This is a genomic window from Cognatilysobacter xinjiangensis, from assembly GCF_014651995.1.
GTDB classification, from domain to species: Bacteria; Pseudomonadota; Gammaproteobacteria; order Xanthomonadales; family Xanthomonadaceae; genus Cognatilysobacter; species Cognatilysobacter xinjiangensis.
On record NZ_BMXY01000001.1, the window covers coordinates 1,297,072 to 1,319,685 of the forward strand.

Annotated in this window: 23 protein-coding genes; 8 read left to right on the forward strand and 15 right to left on the reverse strand. The window is 71.0% G+C overall.

Going from position 1 to position 22,614, the window contains the following annotated elements:
- Window positions 1-15: 15 nt before the first annotated feature.
- The 4 genes from IE066_RS06085 to IE066_RS06100 are packed head-to-tail and all read right to left on the reverse strand — an operon-like array spanning window position 16 to window position 2,383.
- Window positions 16-735: a pseudouridine synthase gene (locus IE066_RS06085; RefSeq protein ID WP_189447786.1), complete on the reverse strand. Its 720-nt coding sequence runs from the start codon at window positions 733-735 to the stop codon at window positions 16-18.
- A 55-nt stretch (window positions 736-790) separates the two neighbouring features.
- A complete protein-coding gene (locus IE066_RS06090) occupies window positions 791-1,063 on the reverse strand; it encodes a GNAT family N-acetyltransferase (RefSeq protein ID WP_189447788.1) in 273 nt (90 codons plus the stop codon).
- 59 nt (window positions 1,064-1,122) lie between these two features.
- Window positions 1,123-1,719: a rhomboid family intramembrane serine protease gene (locus IE066_RS06095; RefSeq protein WP_189447790.1), complete on the reverse strand. Its 597-nt coding sequence runs from the start codon at window positions 1,717-1,719 to the stop codon at window positions 1,123-1,125.
- Between the two features lie 34 nt (window positions 1,720-1,753).
- Complete coding sequence (locus IE066_RS06100; RefSeq protein ID WP_189447793.1) at window positions 1,754-2,383, reverse strand: glutathione S-transferase family protein; 630 nt, start codon at window positions 2,381-2,383, stop codon at window positions 1,754-1,756.
- A gap of 75 nt (window positions 2,384-2,458) precedes the next feature.
- On the opposite strand from IE066_RS06100, the gene IE066_RS06105 reads away from it, so the two are divergent.
- Both IE066_RS06105 and IE066_RS06110 read left to right on the forward strand, forming a co-directional pair.
- Window positions 2,459-4,240, forward strand: a complete 1,782-nt coding sequence (locus IE066_RS06105) for a M14 family zinc carboxypeptidase (protein ID WP_189447795.1) — start codon at window positions 2,459-2,461, stop codon at window positions 4,238-4,240.
- A gap of 173 nt (window positions 4,241-4,413) precedes the next feature.
- Window positions 4,414-5,298, forward strand: a complete 885-nt coding sequence (locus IE066_RS06110) for an MliC family protein (protein WP_189447797.1) — start codon at window positions 4,414-4,416, stop codon at window positions 5,296-5,298.
- On the opposite strand, the gene IE066_RS06115 is transcribed toward IE066_RS06110, so the two are convergent.
- Window positions 5,299-6,048 (reverse strand): DUF72 domain-containing protein, encoded by a 750-nt coding sequence (locus IE066_RS06115; RefSeq protein WP_189447799.1) that lies wholly within the window; start codon window positions 6,046-6,048, stop codon window positions 5,299-5,301.
- Between the two features lie 42 nt (window positions 6,049-6,090).
- The gene (gene thpR, locus IE066_RS06120) at window positions 6,091-6,642 is read right to left on the reverse strand and encodes an RNA 2',3'-cyclic phosphodiesterase (RefSeq protein WP_189447801.1); all 552 of its coding nucleotides are present in this window, start codon (window positions 6,640-6,642) and stop codon (window positions 6,091-6,093) included.
- Between the two features lie 89 nt (window positions 6,643-6,731).
- Here thpR and IE066_RS06125 point away from each other — a divergent pair, with 89 nt between their 5' ends.
- A complete protein-coding gene (locus IE066_RS06125; RefSeq protein WP_189447803.1) occupies window positions 6,732-7,583 on the forward strand; it encodes an SDR family oxidoreductase in 852 nt (283 codons plus the stop codon).
- Window positions 7,584-7,586: 3 nt separating this feature from the next.
- Here IE066_RS06125 and IE066_RS06130 read toward each other — a convergent pair whose 3' ends face one another.
- From IE066_RS06130 to rsmD, 7 genes are all read right to left on the reverse strand, one after another.
- Window positions 7,587-8,210 (reverse strand): alpha-ketoglutarate-dependent dioxygenase AlkB, encoded by a 624-nt coding sequence (locus IE066_RS06130; RefSeq protein WP_189447805.1) that lies wholly within the window; start codon window positions 8,208-8,210, stop codon window positions 7,587-7,589.
- 25 nt (window positions 8,211-8,235) lie between these two features.
- Window positions 8,236-8,640 carry a YbjQ family protein gene (locus IE066_RS06135; RefSeq protein WP_229790684.1) on the reverse strand — a complete coding sequence of 135 codons (405 nt, stop codon included), beginning with the start codon at window positions 8,638-8,640 and terminating at the stop codon, window positions 8,236-8,238.
- Between the two features lie 81 nt (window positions 8,641-8,721).
- Complete coding sequence (gene ggt / locus IE066_RS06140; protein ID WP_189447807.1) at window positions 8,722-10,458, reverse strand: gamma-glutamyltransferase; 1,737 nt, start codon at window positions 10,456-10,458, stop codon at window positions 8,722-8,724.
- Window positions 10,458-10,721, reverse strand: coding sequence for a YfhL family 4Fe-4S dicluster ferredoxin (locus IE066_RS06145; protein WP_189447809.1), 264 nt, complete (start codon window positions 10,719-10,721; stop codon window positions 10,458-10,460). Before IE066_RS06145 ends, ggt begins: the two co-directional genes overlap by 1 nt.
- 171 nt (window positions 10,722-10,892) lie before the next feature.
- The gene (locus tag IE066_RS06150; protein ID WP_189447811.1) at window positions 10,893-11,390 is read right to left on the reverse strand and encodes a hypothetical protein; all 498 of its coding nucleotides are present in this window, start codon (window positions 11,388-11,390) and stop codon (window positions 10,893-10,895) included.
- A 21-nt stretch (window positions 11,391-11,411) separates the two neighbouring features.
- Window positions 11,412-11,909 carry a pantetheine-phosphate adenylyltransferase gene (gene coaD, locus IE066_RS06155; protein WP_189447813.1) on the reverse strand — a complete coding sequence of 166 codons (498 nt, stop codon included), beginning with the start codon at window positions 11,907-11,909 and terminating at the stop codon, window positions 11,412-11,414.
- Window positions 11,906-12,523 (reverse strand): 16S rRNA (guanine(966)-N(2))-methyltransferase RsmD, encoded by a 618-nt coding sequence (gene rsmD / locus IE066_RS06160; protein WP_425488901.1) that lies wholly within the window; start codon window positions 12,521-12,523, stop codon window positions 11,906-11,908. Before rsmD ends, coaD begins: the two co-directional genes overlap by 4 nt.
- 75 nt (window positions 12,524-12,598) lie before the next feature.
- On the opposite strand from rsmD, the gene ftsY reads away from it, so the two are divergent.
- The 4 genes from ftsY to IE066_RS06180 are packed head-to-tail and all read left to right on the forward strand — an operon-like array spanning window position 12,599 to window position 16,601.
- The gene (ftsY, locus tag IE066_RS06165; RefSeq protein ID WP_189447817.1) at window positions 12,599-14,005 is read left to right on the forward strand and encodes a signal recognition particle-docking protein FtsY; all 1,407 of its coding nucleotides are present in this window, start codon (window positions 12,599-12,601) and stop codon (window positions 14,003-14,005) included.
- Window positions 14,002-15,279: an AsmA family protein gene (locus tag IE066_RS06170; RefSeq protein ID WP_189447819.1), complete on the forward strand. Its 1,278-nt coding sequence runs from the start codon at window positions 14,002-14,004 to the stop codon at window positions 15,277-15,279. The genes ftsY and IE066_RS06170 overlap by 4 nt, the downstream gene beginning before the upstream one ends.
- Entirely contained in the window at window positions 15,266-16,330 is a 1,065-nt protein-coding gene (mutY, locus tag IE066_RS06175; protein ID WP_189447822.1) for an A/G-specific adenine glycosylase, read from the forward strand. The genes IE066_RS06170 and mutY overlap by 14 nt, the downstream gene beginning before the upstream one ends.
- Window position 16,331: 1 nt before the next feature.
- A complete protein-coding gene (locus tag IE066_RS06180) occupies window positions 16,332-16,601 on the forward strand; it encodes an oxidative damage protection protein (RefSeq protein ID WP_189447824.1) in 270 nt (89 codons plus the stop codon).
- Between the two features lie 228 nt (window positions 16,602-16,829).
- Here the strand turns inward: IE066_RS06180 and IE066_RS06185 are convergent, their stop codons facing one another.
- Together IE066_RS06185 and IE066_RS06190 are read right to left on the reverse strand one after the other, a co-directional pair.
- Window positions 16,830-18,716: an ATP-binding cassette domain-containing protein gene (locus tag IE066_RS06185; RefSeq protein ID WP_189447826.1), complete on the reverse strand. Its 1,887-nt coding sequence runs from the start codon at window positions 18,714-18,716 to the stop codon at window positions 16,830-16,832.
- Between the two features lie 35 nt (window positions 18,717-18,751).
- Window positions 18,752-20,314: a protein adenylyltransferase SelO gene (locus IE066_RS06190; protein ID WP_189447828.1), complete on the reverse strand. Its 1,563-nt coding sequence runs from the start codon at window positions 20,312-20,314 to the stop codon at window positions 18,752-18,754.
- 176 nt (window positions 20,315-20,490) lie between these two features.
- Here IE066_RS06190 and IE066_RS06195 point away from each other — a divergent pair, with 176 nt between their 5' ends.
- Entirely contained in the window at window positions 20,491-22,536 is a 2,046-nt protein-coding gene (locus IE066_RS06195) for a DEAD/DEAH box helicase (RefSeq protein ID WP_189447830.1), read from the forward strand.
- Window positions 22,537-22,614 lie beyond the last annotated feature (78 nt).

Genomic DNA, 22,614 nt, shown 5'->3' on the forward strand with positions numbered 1-22,614 from the left:
ACGCCCGCATCGAGGCTACCAGTCGGTGCGGCCCGGCAGCAGCGCGCGCAGCTCGGCGTCGGTGAGGTTGCGCCAGCGGCCGGGCTTGAGGTGGCCGAGCGTGACGTTGCCGATGCGCACACGCACCAGCGTCTTGACGCGATACCCGAAATGCGCGGCCATCAGGCGGATCTGCCGGTTGAGGCCCTGCACCAGCACGATGCGGAAGCCGAACGGTCCGAGCTTGCGCACCTTGCAGGGCAGCGTGGTCTGGCCGTGCACCGGCACGCCGCGCGACATCCCGCGCACGAAGTCCTCGGTGACCTGCTTGTTCACCGCGACCAGGTATTCCTTCTCCAGCTTGTTCTCGGCGCGCAGGATCTCGTTGACGATGTCGCCGTTGCTGGTCAGCAGGATCAGCCCTTCGGAGTCCTTGTCGAGCCGGCCGATCGGGAAGATGCGCTGCTGGTGGCCGACGAAGTCGACGATGTTGTCCTTGACATCGCTCTCGGTGGTCGACGTCACGCCCACCGGCTTGTACAGCGCGATGTAGACGTGCCGGCGCTTGCCCGGCGCGGCCTTGCGGACGGCAAGCTTCTGGCCGTCGACAAGCACCTCGTCGCCCTCGGCCACCTCCGCGCCCACGCGCGCACGCAGGCCGTTGACGGTGACGCGGCCTTCCGCGATCAGCCCGTCCGCCTCGCGACGCGAGCAGAAACCGGTGTCGCTGATGTGCTTGTTCAGGCGCATGGGCATGGAGCGGTTCGACGGGCGCGCATCCTGTCATAGCGCGCGCCCGGCTGCACCGGCGTCAGTCCGCGAGCAGGTCCGCGTACTCGCCGTGGCGCCGGCTCCAGGCCGCCGCGTAGCTGCAGGCAGGCCTTACCCGCAGCCCCTGCGCCCGCGCGAAGTCGAATGCGGCGCGCACCAGGTCGCTGGCGATGCCGCGGCCGCCGATGGCCTCCGGCACGCCGGTATGGGTGATGGCGAGAACGCCGCCCTCGACGCGGTAGTTCACCTCGGCCTCGTGGCCGTCCGCGTGGATGACGAAACGTTCGGCATCGGGCTGATGTTCGACGTCCATGGATGCTCCTTCGTTGCTGCCCGCAGCAGACACCGGTCGCGATGCACGCGCGGTGAGCGTCAGAAGCTCGGCGAGACCAGGCGCGCCAGGAAGTGCGCGCCCACGCGTCCGTCCATCAACAGCATGAACAGTACGCCGTAGATCGCGCCCGACAGGTGCGCGTTGTGGTTCACGCCGTCCGCCGAGTTGCGATCGGCCCACCAGGACCAGCCGACGTACCCGATGCCGTAGAGGATGGCCGGCACCGGGATCGGGATGAAGATCAGCATCCACGGATCGAGCAGGATGCTCGCGAACAGCACCGCCGACACCGCGCCCGAAGCGCCGAGGCTGCGGTAGCGCGGGTCGTCGCGATGGCGCAGGTAGCTCGGCAGGATCGCGACGACGATCGCGGACACGTAGAACAGCACGAACGTCGCAGGACCGGCGAGACCCACCACCACACGCTCGGCCAGTCGGCCGAAGAAGAACAGCGTGATCATGTTGAACAGCAGGTGCGACCAGTCCGCGTGGATGAAGCCATGCGTGAGCAGGCGGTCGACCTGGCCGCGGCGCACGGCGGGCGGCCACAGGATCAGGCGATCGAGAAGCCGCGGGTTCTGGAAGGCGAGCCAGGACACCACGACGGTCACGGCGATGAAGAGAAGGGTCAGCATTCGGGTCGGTGTTTCCTGTCGGGACGGGAGCGGCTCAGCGCCACTCGGTGAGGCCTTCACGGTCGCAGAGCCTCGCGAACGACGGCCGGGCCTTCATGCGCGCGGCCAGCGCGCCCAGGTGCGGCCAGCGGTCGCCGGGCCTCGGCATGTGCCGCGACCAGCGCAGCAGCATCGTCAGGTAGAAGTCGGCGACGGTGGGCTGCCCGCCGAGCAGGTACGGGCCGTTCTTTGCGAGATGGTCGTCGATGCGCTGCCAAGCGGCCTCGATGCGCGGTGCCACGTGCTCGCGCGCGAGTTCTACATTCGCCTCGCCCGCGACTTCGTGCGGATACCACCAGATGCGGAACAGCGGCTGCACCGCATTGGCGAGGTGGAACATCCACTGGTTGTAGAAGGCGCGCGCGGGCGCATCGAAGGTCGGCGCGAGGTGGCCCGCGCGGTGGTCGCCGAGCCTCATCGCGATCGCCGCGGCCTCGCACATCACCTGGCCGTCGTCGACGTAGGTCGGCACCACGCCGCCCGGATTGAGCGCGAGGTATTCGGCGCGCTTCTGTTCGCCCGCGGCGATGTCCACCGGCCGCAGCTCGGCTTCCAGGCCGAGTTCGATCAGCAGCCAGTGCACGACGAAGCTCGCCGCGCCGGGCGCGTAGTACAGGACACGCATCGCAGTGCTCCGGGCGAAAGGCCCCGCATGATCGCACGGGCTACCATGCGGCGGTCTTCCCGCCGCCGGACGCCCATGAACCGCACGCCGCTGCTCGCCGCCTTGCTCGCCCTGTCCCTGCCCGCCTTCGCGGCGGCGCCTAAAGCCGTGGACGATGCGCTGACTACCGTGTCCGAGCGCAGCGGCTTCGTCCGCACGGGGCGCTACGACGAGGTCATCGCGCTGTGTGACCGCTTCGCGGCCGCGTATCCGCAGGCGGTGCGCTGCGAGACCTTCGGAACCACGCCCGAGGGTCGCCCGATGAAGGTGCTGGTCGCGTCCACCAGCGGCGCGCTGACGCCCGAGGCGGCGCGCGAGCGCGGCCTGCCGGTCACGCTGATCCAGGGCGGCATCCATGCCGGCGAGATCGACGGCAAGGACGCGGGTTTCCTTGCGTTGCGCGAGATGCTCGACGGAAAGCTGGCCAGGAACGCACTCGCGAGGCAGGTATTCGTGTTCGTGCCGGTGTTCAATGTCGACGGCCACGAGCGCTTCAAGGCCTGGAACCGCCCGAACCAGCGTGGCCCCGAGGAGATGGGCTGGCGCGTGACCGCGCAGAACCTCAACCTCAACCGCGACTACATGAAGGCCGATTCGTCCGAGATGCGCGCGATGCTCGGCCTGATCGAGCGCTGGGACCCGATCGTCTACGTCGACCTGCACGTCACCGACGGCGCCAAGTTCGAGCACGACGTGTCGATCCAGGTCGAACCGGTGAATTCGGGCGACGAACCGTTGCGCGCCGCCGGCCGCGCGCTGCGGCAGGGCACGATCGATCGCCTCGCCCGCCGCGGCTCCATGCCGCTGCCTTACTACCCGTCGTTCGTGGTCGACGACGATCCGTCCTCCGGGTTCGTCGACGGCGTGTCGGCGCCGCGCTTCTCGCATGGCTACATGCAGTTGCGAAACCGCATGGGCATGCTCGTCGAGACGCACTCATGGCGCCCGTATCCCTACCGCGTGCGCGTGACGCACGACGCGGTGCTGGCTGTGCTGGAACAGGTTGCGGCGCAGGGCGCGGGCTGGGCGAAGCTCGCACGCCAGGCCGACGAGCGCGCGACGCGCCTGGCCGGCGTCGACGTACCACTGGACTACAAGGCCACCGACGCCACCCGCACGGTCGAGTTCCGCGGCTATGCCTACACGCGCACGCCGTCGGAGATTTCCGGTGCGCTGATGACGCGTTACGACGAGACGAAGCCGCAGGTCTGGAAGCTGCCGCTGCGCGACGTGATCGTGCCGCGCGTCAGCGTGGCCGCGCCGCGCGCCGGCTACGTGGTGCCGCCCGCCTGGGCCGAGCGCGTCGCGGAGAAGCTCGATGTGCATGGCGTGCGCTACGAGCGCATGGCGTCGCCGCTGCCGGCCTTGACGGCCGAGGCCTGGCGCGCGGAGGCGATCCGCTTCGCCGCCGACTCGGTCGAAGGCCACCAGCGGCTCGATGCGCAGGGCAAGTGGGCGCCGACGACGCAGGCGGTCGCCGCCGGTGCGCTGTTCGTGCCGATCGCGCAGCCGAAGGCGCGCCTCGCCATGGGCCTGCTCGAGCCAACGGCGCCCGACGCCATCGCGGGCTGGGGCCTGTTCAACGCCGCCTTCGAGCGCAAGGAATACATGGAGGCCTACGTCGCCGAGGAAGAGGCCGAGAAGATGCTCGCCGCCGATCCCGCGCTGCGCGACGAGTTCGCGAAGCGCCTGCGCGACGATGAGGCGTTCGCGAACAGCCCGCAGCAGCGCCTGGAGTTCTTCTATCGCCGCCACAGCGCCTGGGACGACCGCTACGGCCTGTATCCGGTCCTGCGCGTCGACCGCGACCCGCGCTGACGCCGGCTGAACGTGATCGCCGCCATGGTGCGCGCGGAGGTGCCCCGATGAACGTCAGAGCCACCCTTGTCTGCGCGCTCGCCGCCGCGCTCGCCGGGTGCCAGTCCGGCCCCGCGTCGACGGCGCCGCAGCGGCCGTCGTCCGCGGCTGAAGCGTGGCCTGCCGCATCGGTCATGCTGCATGGCACGGCGACCTACCTGGAACGCATCAAGATGCCGCCGGGCGCCTCGCTGCGCGTCGAGGCGCTGGATGCGGCGAGCGGCGCGGCGCTCGCGACGACGACGATGCCCGACGTCGCCGGCCCGCCGATTCCGTTTTCGATCGCGTTGCCGGCAAACACCGGCACCGCCGGCGGCGTCGCCCTGCGCGCGACGCTGCTCGGGCCACAGGGCGAGCCCTGGTTCGAAACGCCCGCGCCCGTCGCCGCCACGCCCGGCGGCGGCTCGGTGGATATCCGCATGCGCCGCGTCGCGAATCCCGCCGTGCCCGCGCCTGCGGCGAGCGATGCCTCCGTCACGCATTGGGAATGCGGCGAGATCGGCGTGATGTCGCGCTACGAGGCGGACGCCTCGCGCGTGCGTCTCTCGTTCAACGGCCAACGGTTGGAGCTGCCGATCGGGCGCTCCGCGTCCGGCGCCCGCTATGCCGACACGCGCGGCAACGAGTTCTGGACGAAAGGCGCGACCGGCACGTTCGCGCTCGCGGGCGAGCAACGCCGCGACTGCGTGCAGGCGGCGCAGGCCTCGCCGTGGAACGCCGCGGTGCTGGGCGGCGCCTCTTTCCGCGCTGTCGGCAACGAACCGGGCTGGTATGCGGAAATCGCCGGCGAGCCGCCGATGCTGGACGCGGACCTCGACTACGGCGAACGCCGGATGCGCATCCCCTTGCGGGCGACACCCGACGGCTACGTATCCAGCGACACCGCGCAGCCGGTGCGGCTTCGGATCGCGCGCCGTCTGTGCGAGGACGGCATGAGTGGCCAACGCTTCGAGGCGGCGGTCACGCTCGAATCCGGCGGCAGGACCTACCGCGGATGCGGCGGCTGGCTGCAGGACTGATCAGCGCGGCGCCTCCACGCCCAGCATCGTTTCCAGCCGCATTGCATCCGCCACTGCGTGGCCCAGCGCGGTGTTGTCGAGGATGACCCAGCAGTCGAGGCCCGCCTCGCGCTCGGCCCGCACCGCGTCGGCCCAGGGCTGCAGGCGCGCCTCGCCGTAGGCGTCGTAGTACACGTGCGGCGAGCCGTGCAGGCGCCAGTAGCGCACGCGCCCGGCGCCGCCGGGCTGCGCCGCCAGCGGCACGCGCGCGGGATCCGCGGCGACGCGACCGACCTCATGGCGCTGCCAGAACGCGTCGAGCTCCGGCGCGAACCAGGTCACATGGCGTGGCTCGCAGACGATCGGCGTCGCGACGCGTTCGCGCAATGCCGCGAAGAACGCGTCCGCCACGTCGGCGTCGAAGGCAAGGCTCGGCGGCAGTTGCACCAGCACCGGGCCCAGGCGATCGCCGAGCGCGGAGACTTCGCTCACGAAGCGTTCGATCACCGCGTCCGCATCGCGCAGCCGCGCGTCGTGCGTGGCCGCACGCGGGAACTTCACCGCGAACAGGAAGTCGTCCGGGACCAGCGAGGCCCATTTCGCATAGGTCCGCGGCATATGCGGGCGATAGAACGAGGAGTTGATCTCGACCGCCGCGAAGCGCCGCGCGTAGCGCTCGAGATGCGTCCCGTCGCGGGGGAAATGCGCTGCGTGCGCGGCCGACAGGCCCCAGCCCGCGCAGCCGATTCGAAGACCACCCGTTGTGCTCATGGACGCCGAGGCTGCACCAGCGGCCGCTGCGCGCCGTGAAGCTCAGCGCGGCGCCAGCGGCCAACACCCGACGATGTCGTAGCGGCCATCGTGGCTGTGCACCAGCACGAAGTCCTCGACCGGCCACGAGATGGGATCGACGCTCGCCTCTTCCAACCGACCGCGTACGTTGCGCGCGACGGTGACGTGCGGCGCGAACGGCTCATGCGCGCGGTAGCGCACGCCGGCCTCGTCCAGCGCGCGTCGGAGATCCGACCACAGCGCGTCCAGCCCCGAGTTGCCCGACGGCGCCAGCCAGCCCACCCGCGCACCGTGGAAGCCGCCGGCGCGTTCGACCACCAGATGGAACGGCGCGCAGCGCAGCGTGGCTGCAGCACCGCTCGCGCGTTCGAGCACGTCGTGCGGGAGCGTCGCCCAGCCACCGAGGAAATGCAGCGTGATGTGGTACTTCGCGGGCGACACGCGGCGGCCCGCATCGCGCAGCAGCGCGGATGCATCCAGCGCCTGCGCGAGCGCGGCGCGCACCTCGTCGCCGGGCCAGAGGCCGAAGAACAGCCTGTGGCCGGCGCCGGCGTGTCGTGATCGATCGGTCATATGGCCAGCCTACGCCGCGCCACGTCGCGCCTGCTTCATGCCGCTCCGACGCCGTCCGCACGACCATCGCGCCGGAAAGGAGGAACGCCATGGCCACGCGCAGCAAGTCGACGTCGAAGAAGCTCACGCAACCGGGCCGCCAACGGCCGATGGATCCGCAGCCCGAGACGATCCGCGCGGGCTACCGCGGCAGCGGCAAGCTCGACGGCAAGGTCGCGCTGGTCACCGGCGGCGACAGCGGCATCGGACGCTCGGTCGCCGTGCATTTCGCGCGCGAAGGCGCGGACGTCGCGATCCTCTACCTGGACGAGGACGACGACGCGCGCGACACCGCGCGCATGGTCGAGGCCGAGGGCCGTCGCTGCCTGCTGCTCAAGGGCGACGCGCGCAGCGAGGCGCGCTGCCGGCGCGCGGTCGAGCAGACCGTGTCGAAACTCGGCGCGCTCAACGTTCTGGTCAACAACCTCGCCGACCACGTCTCGCAGGAGCGGCTCGAGGACGTCAGCGCCAAGCAGCTCAAGACCACGTTCGAGAACAACGTCTATCCGTTCTTCTACATCACTCGTTTCGCGCTCGAGCACATGCGCGAGGGCGACGCGATCATCAACACCGGCTCGGTGACGTCCTTCCGCGGCAGCGATCACCTGCTCGACTACGCGAGCACCAAGGGCGCGATCGAGACGTTCACCTACTCCCTCGCGAAGAACCTCGTGAAGCGCGGCATCCGCGTCAACGGCGTCGCGCCCGGCCCGATCTGGACGCCGCTGGTGGCATCGACCTACGGGCCGAAGGAGCGCGCGAATTTCGGCAAGGAAACGCCCATGGGCCGCCCGGGCCAGCCCAGCGAGCTCGGCCCGGCGTACGTGTTTCTCGCCTGCGAGGACAGCAGCTATGTCACCGGCCAGTTCATCCACGTCAACGGCGGCAGCTTCATCGGCTGAGGCTCAGGACGCCGGCCGGTAGCCGCGCAACAGGTCGCTGCCCGGCAGGCGCACGCGGAACGCGAGGCTGATGCGCGGGCCGACGGCATCGCGCGTCTTGGGTACGCCGTGATCATGCGTCGACTGCGACGCATGGCTCATCAGCAGCAGGCTGCCGGGCTCGAGCGGCACGCGGATGCGCCGCCCGCGCGTGCCAGGCTTGGGGGTGATCACCATGTCGCGGACGTCGCCGAGCGAGAGCAGCGCGATCGGCTGGCCGGGCGCCAGCGCATGCAGCGTGTCGTTATGCGGCGCCACGCTGTCGCGGCCGTCGCGGTACAGGTTCAGCCCGACCGAATCGAACGGCGCATCGACCACGGCGCGCACCGCGGCGAGTGCTTCGACGACCGGCACCGGCAGCTGCGGCGAGTCAAGTCCGTACGAGGCGATCAGTCGCGGCACATCGACGGTGCGCTCGTACATCTCGCGCTGCAGCGCGCGCCAGCCGGCCTCGCGATGCAGCGACTCGAACCACCGCGCGGCGGTCGCAGCGTCCACCAGCGATGGCCGGTAGCGGATGCCACCCTCGGCGTCTTCGAAGAGCAGGACGTCGCCAGTGGCGAACAGTGCGGGCTGGGAGGCAGGCATGCGGCCAGCATCCACCCGCCGCGTCTCACCCGCGGTGAATGTCCGAGGCGGGCTCGACCACCACCGCCGTGCCGTAGCACAGCACTTCGGTCAGGCCCGCCATGAGCTCCGTCGCGTCGTAGCGCACCGCAACGATCGCATTCGCGCCGAGCTGGCGCGCGTGCACCAGCATGTCGCGGTAGGTCTCCTGCCGCGCCTGCTCGCACAGTTCCGTGTAGATGGTGATGTTGCCGCCGAAGATCGTCTGCAGGCCGCCGAGGAAATTGCCGACGATGGAACGCGATCGCACGGTGATGCCTCGCACCAGGCCGAGGTTGCGCACGATGCGCATGCCGGGCAGCTCGAGCGCTGTGGTGACCATCGAATCGCCCAGCGCGGGCATCCCCGCGGACATAGGCGCCGGGACTGCGGTGTTGTTGTACGGATCCATGGCGGGCCTCCCGAAAGCCGCCATGGTTCCATGTGCGCCACACGCTTCAAAGGCCGCCGGTCGTGGACCGACGGTGGCAACTCAGCGGGGCGCCTGCGCTTGCACGAGCACGTCGGCCTTGCCGACCGGATTGCGCGGATCGGTGCCGCCTTCCAGCGTGTTGGCGCGCTTGTCCCAGGCCACCGTCTGCAGGTTGCCCCAGGTCGACTCACCGGCATTGACCTTGTGGCCCATTGCCTGCAGCGCCGACACCGTGGCCGCGTCGAGCGCGCCGGCCTCGGCGGAGATCACGTCGGGCATCCACTGGTGGTGGATGCGCGGCAGCGCCGCGACCTGCTGCGCCGAGAGGCCCGCGTCGTAACCGAGGATGCCCAGCAGCACCTCGGTGATGATGCGGCTACCGCCGGGGGCGCCGAGCACGGTGAGCTTGTCCGACGATTCCATGATGCTCGGTGTCATCGAGCTCAGCATGCGCTTGCCGGCCTTCGGCGCATTGGCTTCGAAGCCCATCACGCCGAAGGCGTTGGCGGTGCCGGGCTTGAGCGCGAAGTCGTCCATCTCGTTGTTGAGCAGCACGCCGGTGCCCGGCGCGACCATGCCCGACCCGTAGGTCAGGTTGACCGTCTGCGTCGCCGACACGAGGTTGCCGTCGGCGTCGATGATCGAGAAGTGCGTGGTCTCGTCGTCCTCGAGCGGCGCGGGCTGGCCGGAGAGCAGTTCGCTCGGGGTCGCCTTTTCCGGATGGATCGTGGCGCGCAGGCCCGCCGCGTAGTCCGGCGATGTCAGGCGGGCGAGCGGGATCTTCACGAAGTCCGGGTCGCCTAGATAGATCGTGCGATCGCGGTAGGCGCGGCGCATCGCCTCGACCAGCACGTGGGTGCGCTGCGCGTCGTCGAGCTTGGCGAGGTCCCAGCCCGACACCGTCTGCAGGATCTCCGCGAGCGCAACGCCGCCCGATGACGGCGGCGGCGCGGTGGTGATGTGCCAGCCGCGGTAGTTCAGCCGCAGCGGCTCGCGCTCGCGCACCCGGTAGCCGGCGAGCTCTGCGGCGGTCCATCGGCCGCCCTCTTCCTTCACCGCCGCGAGCAGCTTCTTCGCGGTGTCGCCGCGATAGAAGCCGTCGCGGCCCTTCTGCGCGATCAGCGCAAGCGTGCGCGCGAGCTCGGGCTGGCGCAGCGTCTCGCCGACTCTTGGCGCATCGCCATCGGCGAGGAATACCGCGCGCGTGCCGCGGTAGCGTTCCATCACCTTGCTGCGGCTGGCGTAGCCCTTCTCCAGGCGCGCATAGACGGGGAAGCCGTCGCGGGCGATGCCGATCGCGGGCGCCAGCGTGGTCGAAAGCGGCAGCTTTCCGTAGGTGCTCGCGATATGCACCAGCGCCGCGGGCAGTCCCGGAATGCCGGCGGACCACGGGCCGTTCTGCGCGCGGTCGCGGTCGAGGTCGCCCTTGGCGTCCAGATAGGCCTCGGGCGTCGCGGACTCGGGCGCGGTCTCGCGCGCATCGACGAACACCTCGCGCCCGCTCCTGGCATCGCGCAGCAGGAAGAAGCCGCCGCCGCCCAGGCCCGAGCTCACCGGCTCGACCACGGACAGCACCGCCGACACCGCCACCGCCGCGTCGAACGCGTTGCCGCCCTGCCGGATCATGTCCAGGCCCGCTTCCGTCGCGAGCGAATGCGCGCTGGCGACCGCGGCGCCCGGCGGACGCGCCGCGACCGCGGCAACCGGCGCGGCGGGGATGGGAGGCTTGGCTGCCAGCGGCAGCGCGACGACGAAAGACAGCAGGGCGACGGAAAGGACGTGCAGCGTCGAACGCATCAGGCGTGCTCCAGCGGCCCGCCGGCCAGCGCGATGGCCTTGGCCAGCAGCGCCTCGCGGGATTCGGGGTGGTCGGGATCGGGGTCGATGCACTCGACCGGGCAGACGACGACGCACTGCGGCTCATCAAAGTGGCCCACGCATTCCGTGCAGCGCGCCGGGTCGATCACGTAGATGACCTCGCCCTGCGAGATCGCCTGGTTCGGGCAGGCGGGCTCGCAGACGTCGCAGTTCACGCAGAGGTCGTTGATGCGGAGGGACATCGCGCCGGTACGGGTCGGGTCAGGCCGGCATTGTCGCACCCGGCGACGGAGCGCAGGCTGACGCGAGGGCCACGCTGCAGGCCCGCAGGCGCAACGCCGGGCCGGAAACGACGACGGCCGGCGCAGGGCCGGCCGTCGCGATGCTTCCGGCAGCACGCGGCCGCCGATGGATCACTTCGCTTCGATGAACTCGAACTTGGCGCCCGACGGCTTCACCGCCGCTTCGGCGCGGTCGCGATCGGCCGCGTCGCCGATGAACAGCACGCGCACACCCTTCATGGTGTCGACGCCGACGCCCTGGAACGCCGAGGCGATGAGGTCGGCGGTCTTGGCCGAGTCGGCCGAGCCGAAGGCCATCAGCGTGCCTTCCACGCCACCGCGCGAGACGTCTTCCTTGGCCTTCTCGGCCTGGCGCTGGAAGGACTCGTCGAAGCCCTCCGCGCCCGGAACCGGCAGCGTGTAGGCGAACGTGCTCGACGCGCCCTGCGCGTTGCGCACGACCTGGTCCTGGATGTACGCGTTCCAGGCGTCCTCGTCGGTCTGGTTGGCCGGCTTCGGCACGGCGGCCTTCTCGACCTTGGCGGTCGGCGTGGCGTCGTCCTTGTTGCACGCCGCCAGGACCGGCAGGGCGAGCACGGCGAGCAGCATCAGGCGGGTGGTGGTCTTCATGGTGTTCCTCGGAGTTGGACGTCAGGTACGCCGCCAGTGGGCCTGCAGCGCGGAGGCTACCGCCGGCGGCACGAAGCCGGAGACGTCCCCGCCGAGGCGGGCGATCTCGCGTACCAGCGATGATGAAATGAAGCCGTATTGCTCGGCCGGGGTGAGGAACAGCGTCTCCACCTCCGGGATCAGGTGGCGGTTCATGCTCGCCAGCTGGAACTCGTATTCGAAGTCCGACACCGCGCGCAGCCCGCGCAGCAGCACGCCGGCACCGACCTCGCGCACGAAATGCGCGAGCAGCGAGTTGAAGCCGCGCACTTCCACGTTGGGATGATGGGCCGTGGCCTCGCGCGCGAGCGACACGCGCTGCTCGAGCGGCATCGCCGGGCCCTTGGACGGACTCTCGGCCACGCCGAGCACCAGTCGCTCGAACAGCGGCGCGGCGCGGTTCACCAGGTCGACGTGACCGTTGGTGATCGGATCGAAGGTGCCGGGATAGACGGCGGTGCGTTGGCGGGCCGCGCTCATGCGTTCTCGTTTTGGGTCGACGGCTCCCCGGCCGTCGGATCGGCGTCGAGTGTATCAGCGGCCGGTTCCGCGCCCGGCACCCGGTACAGGGCGTAGCGGACCTCGCGGGTACGGCCCTCGCGGTGCACCACCCAGTCCGCGGGCACGGCGGGATCGACGTCGACGGGGCTCTCGACGTGCACCATCGCCTCCGGCGCCAGGCGCGGGGCGAGCAGCGGCCACGCCTGCGTCCACAGGTCGCCCGCGAAGGGCGGATCGACGAAGGCGATGTCGAACGTATCGGTCGAGCCGCGCAGGAACGCCAGCCCATCGCCCTGCAGCACCTGCCCGCGCTCGCCGCCTTCCAGCCGCGCGAGCGTGCCGCGCAGCGCCGCGGCAAGCGAGGCATCACGCTCGGCCAGCACCGCCGATGCCGCGCCGCGCGACAGCGCTTCCAGCCCGAGCGCGCCGGTGCCGGCGAACAGGTCGATGACGCGCGCGCCCGGCAGCCAGGGCATCAACCAGTTGAAGACGGTTTCGCGGACACGGTCGGAGGTGGGGCGCAGGCCCGCCACCGAGGGCACCTCGAGGCGCGTGCCGCGCCAACGCCCGCCGATCACGCGGACCTTTCCCATCGCTGCGTTCATCGGGGGTGCCTGTACGCCGGTGCTAGCATGTCGCGCCATTTTCCCCCATTCCGACGCCTTCCGATGCTGAGTTTCCTGCGCCGCAAAAAGCCGGACGAGCCCCAGCGGCGCCTGTCGGTCGAGGAACTCGCCGCGGCGTTTCCGAACCAGGACGCCGCGCCGGCGGAGACGGTCGCGGACGAGCCGGTCGGAGAGTCACCCTCACCAGCTATCGAGGCCACGGGCTTCGCAGCACGAGTCGAGGCTGCAGGGACTTCGGCCGAAACGCCTGCCGACGAAACAATCGAGGACGCGCGCACCGCAGCGGTCGCCTCCGAAGCCGCGCTCGACGTCGCGATCAACGATCCGGCCGTGGTCGACGCCGCCGCGGAGTCGCTCGCGCCCGCCGAGGCACCTGTCGCGATGCCGGAGGCCGAGGCGCGCATCGAAGCGCCGGACGTGGAGCCCGCTTCGGTCGAGTCCGCGCCTGCCGTTGAGCCCGCTCCTGCTGTCAAACCGGCGAGCGCCGACGTTCCGGGCATCGCCACCGACGCGCCCGCCGCGCCCGCCGGCAAGCGTGGCTGGCTGGAGCGCCTGCGCGGCAATGCGATCACGCGTTCGCTGGGCGGCCTGTTCTCGCGCAATCCCAAGCTCGACGACGACCTGCTCGACGAGATCGAGACCGCGCTGATCACCGCGGACGTCGGCGTCACCGCCACAACCGAGCTGGTCGAGCGCCTGCGCAAGCGCATGAAGGCGCGCGAGTTCGCCGATGCGAACGCGCTGCTGTCCGCGCTGCGTGCCGATCTGCTGGCGATGCTCGAGCCGGTCGCCAGGCCGCTGGTCATCGATCGCGCAACGCGCCCGTTCGTACTGCTGACGATCGGCGTCAACGGCGTCGGCAAGACCACGACCATCGGCAAGCTCGCGCGCCGCTTCAAGGACGAGGGCCGCACGCTGATGCTCGCCGCGGGCGACACCTTCCGCGCCGCGGCCGTCGCGCAGCTGCAGGCCTGGGGCGACCGCAACGGCGTTCACGTGGTCGCGCAGGGCCAGAACGCGGACGCCGCGTCGGTCGCCTTCGATGCGTTGCAGGCTGCGAAGGCGCGCGGCACCGAGGTGCTGATCGCCGACACCGCGGGCCGGCTGCACACGCAGCAGGGCCTGATGGCCGAGCTCGGCAAGATCAAGCGCGTGCTGCAGAAGCTCGACCCCGCCGCGCCACACGAGGTGCTGCTGGTGATCGACGGCACGACGGGGCAGAACGCTATCTCGCAGTTGCGCCAGTTCAATGCGGCGATCGGCGTGACGGGGCTCGTCGTCACCAAGCTGGACGGCACCGCCAAGGGCGGCGTGGTGTTCGCCCTGGCACGCGAGTTCGGCATTCCGATCCGCTTCGCCGGCATCGGCGAGCGCCCGGAGGACCTGCGCGTGTTCGACGCCGCCGCGTTCGTCGACGCGCTGCTGCCGGAGTCGCTGGGCGCGGGATGACGGCGGACACGGGCGACGGGGCCACCACGCCCGCGAAGCGGCCGCCGCGCTCGCGGCGCCGCACGTGGTTGATCGTGCTCGTCGTCGCGCTGGTGCTGCTCGCCGGCCTGCTGCGTTGGGCGTCGCGTCCGCAGCAGGTCGCATCGCTCGTGCTCTCGCAGGCGAGCCGCGCGCTGGGGCTGCGCATCACCGCCAAGGGCGTCAGCGAATACACCCTGCGCGGCCTGCCGAAGCTGGTGCTTCGCGACGTCACCGCGCAGCGCGACGGCGACGCCACGCCGGTGTTTCAGGCCGATCGCGTGCTGCTGTCGCTGCCGTGGTCGACGTTGAAGTCGCGCGGGCGGGACATCACCGTGCATCGCATCGAGCTCGACCGCCCGCGGCTCGACATCGGCGCGCTGCAGCGTTGGCTGGCGACACGCCCGCCGTCCGAGAAACGCCCGACCCCCACACTCACCGATGGCTTCGTCGTCACCGATGGGCGCGTCACTGGCGTGGGCTGGGCGGTCGAACGCCTCGCACTGACGGTGCAGACGCTGGCGCCGGGGCAGCGTGTGCGCGCCGCCCTGCGCGGCCGGATCATCGCGGGTGCGACGCGCGTGCCGTTCGACCTCGCGGCGACGCTGATGCGGCCGGAAATGCCGGCGGGTCTCGGCGTCGCGGGAAACCTGACGGTCGTGCAGCCCGACTGGCGCCTTCCGTTGGACCTGGTACTGCGCGGCGTTCCCGATTTCGGCGACGGACTCGCGCTCGACGCCATGGTGCTGGGTGCGCAGGCGCGCTACGTGTCGCGCGAGACCTCGCTGCCATTTGCGATGGGCATCGCGGGGCGTGCGTCCTATGCGAGCGGGCTGCACATCGCTCCGCTCGGGCTCGCGCTGCGACGCGGTGGTCCGATTCCCGATATCACCGGGGGTGGCCGCCTGGATTGGGGCGACTCGCTGGCGCTCGCTTTCGACGGCCGCATGGAGCGCTGGCCCGAAGCCTGGCCGGCCCTGCCGGCGCCGCTGGGCCGCCCGAACGGTCCGCTGCCGACGACGCTGGCCTATACCGGGCCGGCGAACTTCTCGGGCGATGCCGCGCTCCACGTGGAGTCCGGCGCGACGCTCTTCGACGGACGTTTCCGCCTGCCGCGCGTGCTCGCCTGGCTCGACGCGCCCGCGAACGCGGTGCCGCTTCCGCCGCTGGATGGCCGCGTGTCGACGCCGCGGCTGGAAATCCCAGGCGCGACGCTGGAAGGCGTCGAAGTCGAGATCGTCGATGACCGCGAGTGACGGCTTCGCGCCGCGCCTGCTGGCGTGGTTCGACGTCAACGGCCGCCACGACCTGCCGTGGCAACATCCACGCACGCCGTATCGCGTATGGCTCTCGGAAGTGATGCTGCAGCAGACGCAGGTCGCGACGGTCATCCCGTACTTCCATCGTTTCGTCGAGGCCCTGCCCGACCTGCCGGCGCTTGCCGATGCGCCACTCGACCGCGTGCTCGCGCTGTGGTCCGGCCTCGGCTACTACACCCGCGCGCGCAACCTGCACTCGGCCGCGCAGTCGTGCATGCAGCACCACGGCGGCGAACTGCCGCGCGATGTCGAAGCGCTGGCCGCACTGCCGGGCATCGGCCGCAGCACCGCGGCCGCGATTGCCGCGCAGGCCTGGAACGACAGGCACGCGATCCTCGACGGCAACGTCAAGCGCGCGCTGGCCCGATTCCACGGCATCGAAGGCTGGCCGGGCGCATCGGCCGTCGAGAAGAAGCTCTGGACGTTCGCACAGCGGCACGTCGAGGATCCCGCGCTGCCGGGCGACCGCCTCGCCGATTACACGCAGGCGCAGATGGATTTCGGTGCGACGCTATGCACGCGCGCGCGCCCGGCCTGTGTCATTTGCCCGCTGCAGGACGACTGCGTCGCGCGCATCGCGGGCCGCCAGGACGAGCTTCCGACACCGCGACCCGCGAAAGTGCTGCCGCAGCGCGAAGCCGTCGTGCTCGCACTGCGCGATGCCGGCGGCCGCATCCTATTGCAGCGGCGCGGGCCGGTCGGCGTGTGGGCATCGCTGTGGTCGCTGCCGCAGTTCGACGACGAGGCGGCCGCCGATCGCTGGCTCGCGTCGTATTCGCCGGCGGGCGACGCGGTGATGTGGCTGGACGAGGTGCGCCACGGGTTCTCGCACTACCATCTCACCCTGCGCCCGCGGCTGCATCGCATCGACGCGCCGCAGCGCATTGCGGACGACGACTCGCTCGCCTGGGTCGCGCCAGCGGACCTCGCGTCGCTTGGTATTCCCGCGCCGATCCGCACCCTGCTCAACCGATTATTCGAGGACTGACATGGCCCGTACCGTCGACTGCGTCTGGCTCAAGCGCGAGGACGAAGGCCTCGATTTCGTGCCGTGGCCCGGCGAACTCGGGCGCCGCGTGTACGCGAGCGTGGGCAAGCAGGCCTGGGCCGCGTGGCTCGCCCACCAGACCATGCTGATCAACGAGAACCGGCTGTCGCCGATGAACCCCAGGCACCGCGAGTACCTCGCCGAGCAGATGGAGAAGTTCCTGTTCGGTGGCGGCGCGGACGCCGCCGAGGGTTACAGGCCCGAGGGCTGAGTCGCGGGTGCGGTGTGCGTCCGCGCAGTGTGCGGTCGATGCGCGCCGCCAGCGACTCCAGCTGCTGCGCCAGCACGCCTTCGACCGCGGCTGCAAACGGCGCGGGATCGTCGGGCGCGTAGTCGACGGCGCGATAGCGCGGCGTGATCCGGGTGCGGCCATCCGCAAGTGCGCTTTTTCATGGGCCGCCGGTGCGCGGCCCGGCGCCCATCGCGCGCTGTTCCTGCCTCAGGCGTCCAGTTCCGACCAGCGCGCGTACGCGGTATCGAGCTCCGCCTGCACCCGCGCGAGCTCGGCGTTGTGCGCGCTGATCGCCGCGGCGTCGCGGGAGTAGAAGCCGGGGTCGGACAGTGCTTCGGTCAGCTTCGCGACCTCGGCTTCCAGCGCCTCGATGCGGCCTGGCAGTGCCTCGAGTTCGCGCGTCTCCTTGTAGCTCAGCTTGCGCTTCGCGGGCGGGGGCGCAGCGGGCGGCGGCGTCGACGCCTGTGGCGCAGCCGCCTTTGCGGGCTCGCCGCGGAACGCACGCGCCTCGCCCTGCGGTCGCTGGCGCAGCCAGTCGGTGTAGCCACCGACGTACTCGCCGACGCGGCCCTCGCCTTCCATCACCAGCGTGGACGTAACCACGTTGTCGAGAAAATCGCGGTCATGGCTGACCAGCAGCAGCGTGCCGGCGTAGTCGCCGAGCAGCTCCTCCAGCAGCTCGAGCGTCTCGACGTCGAGGTCGTTGGTCGGTTCGTCCATCACCAGCAGGTTGGACGGTTGCGCGAACAGGCGCGCCAGCAGCAGGCGGTTGCGCTCGCCGCCGGAGAGCCGCGTGATCGGCGCGCGCGCACGTTCGGGCGTGAACAGGAAATCCTGCAGGTAGCCGATGACGTGCTTGCGCTTGCCGTTGATCTCGACGAACTCGCTGCCCTCCGCCACGTTCTCGATCGCGTTCCAGCTTTCGTTGAGCGTCTGCCGGTACTGGTCGAAATAGGCGATCTGCAGGCCGCTGCCCAGGCGCACCTCGCCGCTGTCCGGCGTCAGCTCGCCCAGCAGCGTCTTCAGCAGCGTGGTCTTGCCGCTGCCGTTCGGGCCGATCAGGCCGATGCGGTCGCCCCGGAAGATGGTGGTTTCGAAGTCGCGCAGGATGCCGCGGCCGCCGAGCGTCACCGTGACGTTCTTCGCCTCGATGACCTTGCGGCCCGACGCGTCGCCCTGTGCGGCTTCCATGCGCACCTTGCCGGTGACCTCACGACGCTGCGCGCGTTCGTCGCGCATGGCCTTCAGGCGGCGCACCCGGCCTTCGTCGCGTGTGCGGCGCGCCTTGATGCCCTGACGGATCCAGACTTCCTCCTGCGCCAGCAGCTTGTCGAAGCGCGCGTTCTCCTGCGCCTCGGCGTGCAGGCGCTCCTCGCGGCGACGCAGGTAGTTGTCCCAGTCGCCCGGCCAGCTGGTGAGCGCGCCGCGGTCGATCTCGACGATGCGGGTGGCCAGCGCGCGCATGAAGCGGCGGTCGTGGGTGATGAAGACGAGCGTGCCGCGCCAGCTCTTGAGGAAGCCTTCCAGCCAGTCGATGGACTCGATGTCGAGATGGTTGGTCGGCTCGTCCAGCAGCAGCACGTCGGGCTGCGCGACCAGCGCGCGGGCCAGCATCACGCGGCGACGCATACCGCCGGAAAGGCCCGCGAACGGCCGGTCGCCGTCTAGCGAGAGGCGCGTCAGCGTCTCACCGACACGCTGCTCCAGCGTCCACGCGCCGAGTTCCTCGATGCGCGACTGCACCTCGGCCAGAGCGGTGCCATCGACCTCGGCCGCGTGGCTGAGATGGTGGAAGCGGGCGAGCAGCGCGCCCTGCTCGCCCAGGCCGCCAGCGACGACGTCGAACACGTCGCCCGCGGTGTCGGCCGGCACTTCCTGCTCCAGTCGGGAGACGCGCACGCCGTCCTCGTAGCGCAGCTCGCCATCGTCGGGCTGGAGGTCGCGCGAGATGAGCTTGAGCAACGTGGACTTGCCGGCGCCGTTGCGACCGATGATGGCGATGCGCTCGCCGGGTTCGATGGACAGGTCAACGTGGTCGAGCAGCAGCGGGCCGCCGACGCTGTAGTCGACGGACTGGAGGGTAATGAGGGGCATGCGCGCAGTTTACGCGGCCGTGCACGCCGAGGGCCTCACGAGCTGCAGGACAGCATCGAGCAACCGGCCTTTTCGCGCGCCCAGTCGGGGCGTCGCGCGGCGAATTCCTCGCGGCCGGGCTGATCGTCGTACGGCCTTCGCATGACGTCGAGCAGTTCCGCGATGCCCGACGCATCGCCGGCCGTGGCGCGGTCGATCACCTGCTGCGCGAGGTAGTTGCGCAGCACGTAGCGCGGGTTGGCGCGGCGCATGACCTCGCGGCGTGCGGGATCTCCCACCGTGTCGGCGAGCCGCGCGGCGTAGCGCGACAGCCACTCGCGCAGCCCGTCCTCGCCGATGCGCCGCTTGCCCTCGTCGTAGAACGCGGCGGCGAAGTCGTCCGGGCCGGCGGTGCCCGGGTCGACATCGCAGAGCGCGCGGAAGAACAGCGTCATGTCGACTTCGGTGGCCTTCATCCAGTCCTGCAGCGCGGTCATCAGCTCGAGGTCGCCGTCGCGGAATGCGCCCAGGCCGAGCTTGGCGACCGCGTTCCCGCGCTCGGTCCGCTCGTAGGCCTCGACGTAACGCGCCAGCCCCGCCTGTAGCGGCGCGACATCGCCGTCGAGCTGCGCGAGCGCGCCGGCGAGGCGCCCGAGGTTCCAGTAGGCAACGGCGGGCTGCTGGCCGAAGCGGTAGCGGCGGCGCTGGGCGTCGGTGGTGTTGGGCGTCCAGTCCGGGTCGTAGTCGTCGATCCAGCCGTAAGGGCCGTAATCGATGGTGAGCCCGAGGATCGACATGTTGTCGGTGTTCATCACCCCGTGGACGAAGCCCACGCGCATCCAGTGGCCGACCATTACGGCCGTGCGCTCGCAGACCTCGCCGAACCAGTCGCCGAGCGCGTTCGGGCCGTCGGCGTCGATATGGGGGAAGTCGCGGCGGATGCAGAAACGCACCAGCTTGTCGAGCAGCGGCACGTCGCCCCGCGACGGCGGCAGCTCGAAATGGCCGAAACGGATGAACGACGGCGCCACGCGGCAGACCACCGCACCCGGCTCGGGCGCGGCATGGCCGTCGTAGAACATATCGCGCACCACCGATTCGCCGGTGGCGACGAGGCTGAGCGCGCGCGTGGTCGGCACGCCGAGGTGGTGCATGGCCTCGCTGCAGAGGAACTCGCGGATCGACGAGCGCAGCACGGCGCGGCCGTCGGCGGTACGCGAATAGGGCGTGGGCCCGGCGCCCTTCAGCTGCAGCTCCCAGCGCTCACCGGCGGCGTTGACGACCTCGCCGAGCGTGATCGCGCGCCCGTCGCCCAGTTGGCCCGCCCAGTGGCCGAACTGGTGGCCGCCGTAGTTCGAGGCGTACGGCGCCATGTCCGACAGGATCGCGTTGCCACCGAACAGCCGTGCGAACTCGCGCGACGCTGCCTCGGCCTCGGTCAGGCCCAGCGCGTCCAGCATCTCCCGCGACACGGCCAGGACGCGCGGCGCCTCCACCGGCGTCGGCTCCACCTTCGACCACAGCGCCCCGTGCACCTGCCGCACCCCCGGACCCTCGCGCGGGTCGCCCGGCAGCTCGCGCACGAAACGGTTGTCGAACTGCAGGTCGGCGAGGCTCATGGTGGCTCGATGCACGGCACGGACGCGCATCCTACGGGCCGCGACGTCATGCCTGTGCGGTCGTTTCCGGGCCGCGGCGATACGCGTCATCGCAGTGCTTGCACGGTGATCATGCAGGCGGGCGGGTAGACTGCCGCCCCTCCGACCGGCACGCCCGGCGCCGATATCCAGCTGCCATGAGCGCCGAAAACGCACCCAGCTCCCTCATTTTCAACGATCTAGCCCTCGGCGCGCCGCTGCTTCGCGCGCTTGCCGACGTGGGCTACGAGACCCCCTCGCCCATCCAGGCCGAGACCATTCCGCCGCTGCTGGCCGGCCGCGACGTCATCGGCCAGGCGCAGACCGGCACCGGCAAGACTGCCGCCTTCGCGCTGCCGGTGCTGGCGCAGATCGACCCGGCCCAGCGCAAGCCGCAGGCGCTGGTGCTGGCGCCGACGCGCGAGCTCGCGATCCAGGTGGCCGAAGCGTTCCAGAAGTACGCGACCTACCTGCCCAATTTCCAGGTGCTGCCGATCTACGGCGGCCAGGGCTATGGCCCGCAGCTGGCCGCGCTGCGCCGCGGCGTGCACGTCATCGTCGGCACGCCGGGCCGCGTCATCGACCACATGAAGCGCGGCACGCTCGACCTCTCCGAGCTGCGCTGCCTCGTGCTCGACGAGGCCGACGAGATGCTGCGCATGGGCTTCATCGACGACGTGCAGGCGGTGCTCGACGCCACGCCGCCGACGCGCCAGGTGGCGCTGTTCTCCGCGACCATGCCGCCGCCGATCCGCCGCATCGCGCAGACGCACCTGAAGGATCCGGTCGAGATCGCGATCAAGTCGACCACGACCACCGCCGCCAACATCCGCCAGCGCTTCGTGCTGGTCAGCGGCCACCACAAGCTCGACGCCATCACCCGCGTGCTGGAGGCCGAGAGCTTCGACGCGATGATCGTGTTCGCGCGCACCAAGATCGCCACCGAGGAGCTGGCCGACAAGCTGGCCGCGCGCGGCATCGCCGCCGCCGCGCTCAACGGCGACGTGCAGCAGGCGCAGCGCGAGAAGATCGTCCAGCAGCTCAAGGACGGCCGCATCGACGTGCTTGTGGCCACCGACGTGGCCGCGCGCGGGCTGGACGTGGACCGCATCTCGCACGTCCTCAACTACGACATTCCGTACGACACCGAGAGCTACGTGCACCGCATCGGCCGCACCGGCCGCGCGGGCCGCACGGGTGAGGCGATCCTGTTCGTGACCCCGCGCGAGCGCGGCATGCTGCGCGCGATCGAGCGCGCCACGCGTCAGCCGATCGAGCCGATGGAGGCGCCGACCATCGAGGCGGTGAACGAGCGCCGTGTCGACCGCTTCCTGACCCGCATCTCCGAAGCGCTGGAGTCGCCCGACCTTGCGATGTACCGCGATCTGATCGCGCGCTTCGAGCACGAGCGCGAGGTGCCGGCCATCGAGATCGCCGCCGCGCTCGCGCACCTGCTGCAGGGCGAGTCGCCGCTGCTGATGCCCAGTGGCCCCGATCCGCTGCGCGAGGCGCCGCGCCAGGACCGTCGCCCCGAGCGTAGCGAGCGCCCTGCCCGCTTCGACCAGCGCGGCCCCGGACGTTTCGAGCGCGAGGGCGGCCGACCCGAGCGTGCCTACGGTGAGCGCCCGGCCCGCAGCGATGCGCCACGCAACGACCGTCCGCCACGGCCCGCGATCGAGCGTTTCGAGGGCACCGGTGCCGAGCGCCAGGACCGCGACTTCCCGCGCAACGAGCGTCCGCCGGCGCGCCAGGAGCGCGATTTCGCCGAACGCCGTCCGGCCAGCGATTTCGCCGAGCGCGGCCCACGTTTCGAGCGCGAGCCGCGTCGCGAGCAGAACGACGCCGAGCGCGCCTTCGACGACGCGCCGCGCCGCGAGCGCCCGCAGCGCAACGGGCCCGAGCCGGGCATGGAGACCTTCCGCATCGAAGTCGGGCACACCCATGGCGTGAAGCCCGGCAACATCGTCGGCGCGATCGCCAACGAGGCCGATCTCGAGAGCCGCTTCATCGGCCGCATCGACATTCGCGACCACTTCACCCTGATCGACCTGCCCGAGGGCATGCCGCGCGAGACCATGGAGCACCTCAAGCGCGTGCGCGTGGCGGGGCAGCAGCTCAAGATCCGCCGCGACGACGGTGCGCCGCCGCGCGGCGACCGTGGCGGCTTCGACCGTGGCCCGCGCGGGCCGCGCCGGGATCGCTGACGCGGATCGGCGCGTTGCGTCGCGACACCGCGGCCGGCACGCGCCGTCGCACGGCCGCACGAGAAAGGGCTGGCGAAA